The following is a 5773-nucleotide window of genomic DNA, read 5'->3' as shown; positions in this document are numbered from 1 at the left end:
GAAGCCCTATTGGCACTGATCGCTTGATCGACAGGTGGAAATCGAAAGGCCCCCGCGAAACGGGGGCCTTTGCGCCTCGACGCTACTGCGCCGCTTGGAGGGTCGATAGTTCTACCGAACTCTGCTGGGGCTTCTGATCGTCGCATGACGTCAGGAACGCCGCCGCGATCAGGAACAAACTCACAATACCGCTCAACTGGGACATGGCGAAACTCCTCCTGTTTCGCCCCGCGCGAATGCGACCATAGATGAGATGGTTGCGCAACGCGCATGACTTATGATGACAGAAATTTGCGCTTCGTGACTCTTGCCCGCGGCAATAATTGCGGCGCCGCCGATTGCCTTTTGCTCCGCTTTGGCTAAGAGGGGCGCGACGCTTCAATCGATCAATCGGGGACATCGCAAATGACCGCCATCATCGACATTGTCGGGCGTGAAATCCTGGACAGCCGTGGCAATCCGACCGTCGAGGTCGACGTGGTGCTGGAGGATGGCTCCATGGGCCGCGCCGCCGTGCCGTCGGGCGCATCGACCGGCGCACATGAGGCGGTCGAAGTCCGCGACGGCGGGCCGCGCTATCTCGGCAAGGGCGTGCAGCGCGCTGTCGAGGCGGTGAACGGCGAGCTGTTCGAGGCGATCGGCGGCATGGAAGCCGAGAACCAGATCCACATCGACCAGACGATGATCGAGCTCGACGGCACCCCGAACAAGAGCCGTCTCGGCGCCAACGCCATCCTCGGCGTGTCGCTGGCTGTCGCCAAGGCGGCCGCGGAAGCCGCGGGCCTGCCGCTCTACCGCTATGTCGGCGGCACCAAGGCGCATATCCTGCCGGTGCCGATGATGAACATCATCAATGGCGGCGCGCATGCCGACAACCCGATCGACTTCCAGGAATTCATGATCCTGCCCATCGGCGCGCCGACGCTGCGCGACGGCGTGCGCTGGGGCTCGGAGATTTTCCACACGCTGCGCAAGAAGCTCAAGGATGCCGGCCACAACACCAATGTCGGCGACGAGGGCGGCTTCGCCCCCAACCTGAAGAGCGCGCCTTCGGCGCTCGATTTCATCATGGAGTCGATCGAGAAGGCCGGCTTCAAGCCGGGCGAGGACGTGGCCCTCGGCCTCGACTGCGCGGCGACCGAGTTCTTCAAGGACGGCAATTACGTCTATGAGGGCGAGAAGAAGACCCGCGATCCGAAGGCGCAGGCCAAGTACCTTGCCAAGCTCGCTGCCGACTATCCGATCATCACCATCGAGGACGGCCTTGCCGAGGACGATTGGGAAGGCTGGAAGATCCTGACCGACCTGATCGGCAAGAAGACCCAGCTTGTCGGCGACGATCTCTTCGTCACCAACACGGCGCGGCTGCGCGACGGCATCCGCATGGGCGTCGCCAATTCGATCCTGGTCAAGGTCAACCAGATCGGCTCGCTGACCGAGACGCTCGACGCGGTCGAGACCGCTCACAAGGCCGGCTACACCGCCGTCATGTCGCATCGCTCGGGCGAGACCGAGGATTCGACCATCGCCGACCTCGCGGTCGCCACCAATTGCGGGCAGATCAAGACCGGCTCCCTGTCGCGCTCCGACCGCATGGCCAAGTACAACCAGCTCATCCGCATCGAGGAAGAACTCGGCAAGCAGGCACTCTACGCCGGCAAGTCGGTGGTCAAGGGCTGATCCAGCCTGTTCGAACAGTATGGAAAGGGCGGGGCGTTCCCGCCCTTTTTCGTTTCCGGCAGTCCTGCAAACCGGTCGCCGTAACCGTCCATTAAGCACAATCGGGCGAAATACGACTCATGGCCGCTTGCGTTCGCGGCCGCGAGGGTTCGGGTCATGTGGACACGTCAGCACAAGCAGAGAAACACCGGCAGGCTGATCATCCCCTCGCTTTGCGTGCTCTTCCTGGCCTATTTCGGCTTCCATGCCTATCACGGCGAATTCGGCATCTATTCCAAATATCGGCTGCAGGCGCGGACGGTCGAACTGCAGGCCCAGCTCGATGCCGTGAAGGCGCGCCGGATCGACTTCGAGCGCCGGGTCCAGCTGATGCATGAAGGCACGCTGGAGAAGGATATGCTTGACGAGCAGGCCCGAAAGGCGCTCAATCTGTCCCAGCCCGACGAAATCACCATCATGTTGCCCGCTCCGACGAAATAACCGAACTTCGGTTAATCATCTTTATTTTCAATGATTCTAATCGCTTAGATGCATGCCAGCCATGCATTTTTCAGCATGGCGCAATGCATTCTTGCGTGTTAGCCTCGCGCAAATCGGTGGGGAGGCGATCGATCTCCCTGAATGTCCGCGAAGAGACGCCAACAGGGAGTGACGCATGGCCACCGCCGCCAAAAAAGCGCCCGCCAAATCCAGACCCGACAAACAGCCCAATCTGTCAGCGCCCAAGCCGGCGGATTTCACCAAGCAAGAAGAGTTTTCCGCCTACCGGCACATGCTCTTGATCCGCCGCTTCGAGGAGAAGGCCGGCCAGCTTTACGGCATGGGCTTCATTGGCGGCTTCTGCCATCTGTATATCGGCCAGGAGGCCGTCGTCACCGGCATGAAGATGGCGCTGGTCGAAGGCGACCAGATGATCACCGCCTATCGCGACCACGGCCACATGCTGGCGATGGACCTGTCGCCGCGCGGCGTCATGGCAGAGCTCACCGGCCGCCGCGGCGGCCTGTCGAAGGGCAAGGGCGGCTCCATGCACATGTTCTCCAAGGAGAAGCATTTCTATGGCGGCCACGGCATTGTCGGCGCGCAGGTGTCGCTCGGCACCGGTCTCGCCTTCGCCAACCGCTACCGCGAAAACAAGAACGTTTCGCTGACCTATTTCGGCGACGGCGCCGCCAACCAGGGCCAGGTCTACGAAAGCTTCAACATGGCCTCGCTGTGGAAGCTGCCGGTGATCTACATCATCGAGAACAACCGCTACGCCATGGGCACGTCCGTGTCGCGCTCGTCGGCCGAGACCGACTTCTCGCATCGCGGCGCTTCCTTCAAGATTCCTGGCATCCAGGTCGACGGCATGGATGTCCGCGCCGTGAAGTCGGCTGCCGACCTCGCCACCGAATGGTGCCGTGCCGGCAACGGGCCTCTGATCCTCGAGATGCAGACCTACCGCTATCGCGGCCATTCGATGTCCGATCCCGCAAAATACCGCTCCAAGGAGGAAGTGCAGAAGATGCGCTCCGAGCACGACCCGATCGAGCAGGTCCGGGTGCGGCTGCTCGACAAGAAGTGGGCAAGCGAGGACGAGCTCAAGACCATCGACAAGGAAGTCCGCGACATCGTCGCCGACGCCGCCGAATTCGCCCAGAATGACGCCGAGCCGGATCCGTCCGAGCTCTGGACCGACATCGTACTCTAAGGAGAGGGCAAGGACATGCCGATCGAAATTCTCATGCCCGCGCTCTCGCCGACGATGGAAGAGGGCAATCTTTCCAAATGGCTGAAGAACGAAGGCGACAAGATCGTCGCCGGTGACGTCATCGCCGAGATCGAGACCGACAAGGCGACGATGGAGGTCGAAGCCGTCGACGAGGGGACGCTTGCCAAGATCGTGGTTCCGGCCGGCAGCGAAGGCGTCAAGGTCAACGCGGTCATCGCCGTGCTTGCCGTCGATGGCGAAGACGTCGACAAGGCCGGCGAAGGCATCGGCGAGGAAGAGCCTGCCAAGGCCGAAGCCGCGCCGGCACCGGCCGCGGCCAAGAGTGAGGCCGCCGCTCCTGTCGCCGCAGCACCGAGGACGGAGGTCGCCGCCGATCCGGACATTCCCGCGGGCACCGAGATGGTTTCCACCACGGTGCGCGAAGCGCTCCGCGACGCCATGGCCGAGGAAATGCGCCGCGACGGCGATGTCTTCGTCATGGGCGAGGAGGTCGCCGAGTACCAGGGCGCCTACAAGATCACGCAAGGGTTGCTGCAGGAATTCGGACCGCGCCGCGTGGTGGACACGCCGATCACCGAGCATGGTTTTGCCGGCGTCGGCGTCGGCGCGGCAATGGCCGGGCTGAAGCCGATCGTGGAATTCATGACCTTCAATTTCGCCATGCAGGCGATCGACCAGATCATCAACTCGGCCGCCAAGACCCTCTACATGTCCGGCGGCCAGATGGGCGCACCGATCGTCTTCCGCGGTCCTAACGGTGCGGCGGCGCGCGTCGCCGCCCAGCACTCGCAATGCTATGCCGCCTGGTACAGCCATGTCCCCGGCCTGAAGGTGGTGATGCCCTACACGGCTGCCGACGCCAAGGGCCTGCTCAAGGCGGCGATCAGAGACCCGAACCCGGTCATCTTCCTCGAGAACGAGATCCTCTACGGCCATTCCTTCGACGTGCCGAAGCTCGACGATTTCGTGCTGCCGATCGGCAAGGCGCGTGTCCACAAGCAGGGCAAGGATGTCACCCTCGTCTCCTTCGGCATCGGTATGACCTATGCGGTCAAGGCGGAGGCCGAGCTGCGCGGCATGGGCATCGACGCCGAGATCATCGATCTGCGGACCATCCGCCCGCTCGACTTCGACACGATTATCGCTTCGGTGAAGAAGACCAACCGTCTCGTGGTGGTGGAAGAAGGTTTTCCGCAGAACTCGGTCGGCGACCACATCGCCAACCAGGTCTCGCAGCGCGCCTTCGATTTCCTCGATGCGCCGGTGATCACCATCGCCGGAAAGGACGTGCCGATGCCTTACGCGGCGAATCTCGAAAAACTGGCGCTGCCCAATGTCGGCGAAGTCGTCGAAGCGGTCAAAGCCGTCACCTATCGCTAGGAGACCAAGCGGATGCCGTCTCTCTGGGTTCTGGCCGCCGTCATTGTCCCTACCGTTGCCGTGGCCTTTTTTGTGCGCTCGATGACCGGGAAATTCGATGCGGTTTTGCTGATGCTCAGCGGTGCTGCCTCACTCGTCTTGGCAATTGTTGCGACTGGTTCCGCACAGGTTGATCAGACCGGTGGCATGATGAGCCTCGAAATGAGCAAAAGCAGCTTCCATTTCGGGGTCTTGCCACCGGTTTTTATCGTCGCCACGCTAACCGTCATGCGCGGCCTGTTCAAATTCATTCAGGAGTGAGCGATGCCAATCAACATCACCATGCCGGCGCTCTCGCCCACCATGGAGGAGGGCAATCTTTCCAAATGGCTCGTGAAGGAGGGCGACAAGGTTTCGCCCGGGGATGTGATCGCCGAGATCGAGACCGACAAGGCGACGATGGAAGTCGAAGCCGTCGATGAAGGCACGGTCGCCAAGCTGGTGGTTCCGGCCGGCACCGAAGGCGTCAAGGTCAACGCGCTGATCGCCATCCTGGCCGGTGAAGGCGAGGATGCCGGCTCCGCGGCCAAGAGCGGCGGCGCCGCCGAGCCAAAGGCCGAAGCTCCGAAAGCGGAAGCCCCGAAGGCCGAAGCGCCCAAGGAAGCACCCAAGCCGGCGGCAGCCGCTGCGGCGCCCGCGTCGGCGAAAGCCGAGCCTGCTCCCGTCGCCAACGGCCACGCCGCCGGTGATCGCGTCTTCGCATCGCCGCTGGCCCGCCGCATCGCCAAGGATGCCGGCGTCGACGTAACGGCGCTGACCGGTTCCGGCCCGCATGGCCGCGTGGTGAAGGTGGATGTCGAGGCGGCGATCGCTTCCGGCGGCGCCAAGGCCGCGCCGGCTGCGAAGGCGCCCGCCGGCACGCCGTCCGCTCCGGTTCCCGCGCCGAAGCCGATGTCGGACGACCAGGTGCTGAAGCTGTTCGCCGAAGGCTCCTATGAGCTCGTGCCGCATGACAACATG

Annotated in this window: 6 protein-coding genes; all 6 read left to right on the top strand. The window is 63.0% G+C overall.

Annotated elements, in window-relative coordinates:
* Nucleotides 1-405 precede the first annotated feature (405 nt).
* Complete coding sequence (gene eno, locus RFM52_RS32540) at nt 406-1680, top strand: phosphopyruvate hydratase (RefSeq protein ID WP_320297935.1); 1275 nt, start codon at nt 406-408, stop codon at nt 1678-1680.
* A gap of 156 nt (nt 1681-1836) precedes the next feature.
* Nucleotides 1837-2160 carry an FtsB family cell division protein gene (locus RFM52_RS32535; protein WP_320297934.1) on the top strand — a complete coding sequence of 108 codons (324 nt, stop codon included), beginning with the start codon at nt 1837-1839 and terminating at the stop codon, nt 2158-2160.
* Between the two features lie 175 nt (nt 2161-2335).
* Complete coding sequence (pdhA, locus tag RFM52_RS32530) at nt 2336-3373, top strand: pyruvate dehydrogenase (acetyl-transferring) E1 component subunit alpha (RefSeq protein WP_320297933.1); 1038 nt, start codon at nt 2336-2338, stop codon at nt 3371-3373.
* 15 nt (nt 3374-3388) lie between these two features.
* Nucleotides 3389-4774 carry a pyruvate dehydrogenase complex E1 component subunit beta gene (locus RFM52_RS32525; protein ID WP_320297932.1) on the top strand — a complete coding sequence of 462 codons (1386 nt, stop codon included), beginning with the start codon at nt 3389-3391 and terminating at the stop codon, nt 4772-4774.
* Between the two features lie 12 nt (nt 4775-4786).
* Nucleotides 4787-5074 (top strand): hypothetical protein, encoded by a 288-nt coding sequence (locus tag RFM52_RS32520; RefSeq protein ID WP_320297931.1) that lies wholly within the window; start codon nt 4787-4789, stop codon nt 5072-5074.
* 3 nt (nt 5075-5077) lie between these two features.
* Nucleotides 5078-5773 (top strand): biotin/lipoyl-containing protein (locus tag RFM52_RS32515; RefSeq protein ID WP_320327900.1); only part of this gene is annotated, 696 nt, incomplete at its 3' end.

Source organism: Mesorhizobium humile, assembly GCF_033977215.1.
Classification (GTDB): Bacteria; Pseudomonadota; Alphaproteobacteria; order Rhizobiales; family Rhizobiaceae; genus Mesorhizobium; species Mesorhizobium humile.
This window is presented reverse-complemented; position numbering and strand designations above follow the sequence as displayed.

Excerpts from the sequence above, each read along its gene's own strand:
- RFM52_RS32535 (WP_320297934.1), top strand. The coding sequence starts at position 1,837 with ATGTGGACACGTCAGCACAAGCAGAGAAACACCGGCAGGCTGATCATC.
- eno (WP_320297935.1), top strand. The coding sequence starts at position 406 with ATGACCGCCATCATCGACATTGTCGGGCGTGAAATCCTGGACAGCCGT.
- RFM52_RS32520 (WP_320297931.1), top strand. The coding sequence starts at position 4,787 with ATGCCGTCTCTCTGGGTTCTGGCCGCCGTCATTGTCCCTACCGTTGCC.
- pdhA (WP_320297933.1), top strand. The coding sequence starts at position 2,336 with ATGGCCACCGCCGCCAAAAAAGCGCCCGCCAAATCCAGACCCGACAAA.
- RFM52_RS32525 (WP_320297932.1), top strand. The coding sequence starts at position 3,389 with ATGCCGATCGAAATTCTCATGCCCGCGCTCTCGCCGACGATGGAAGAG.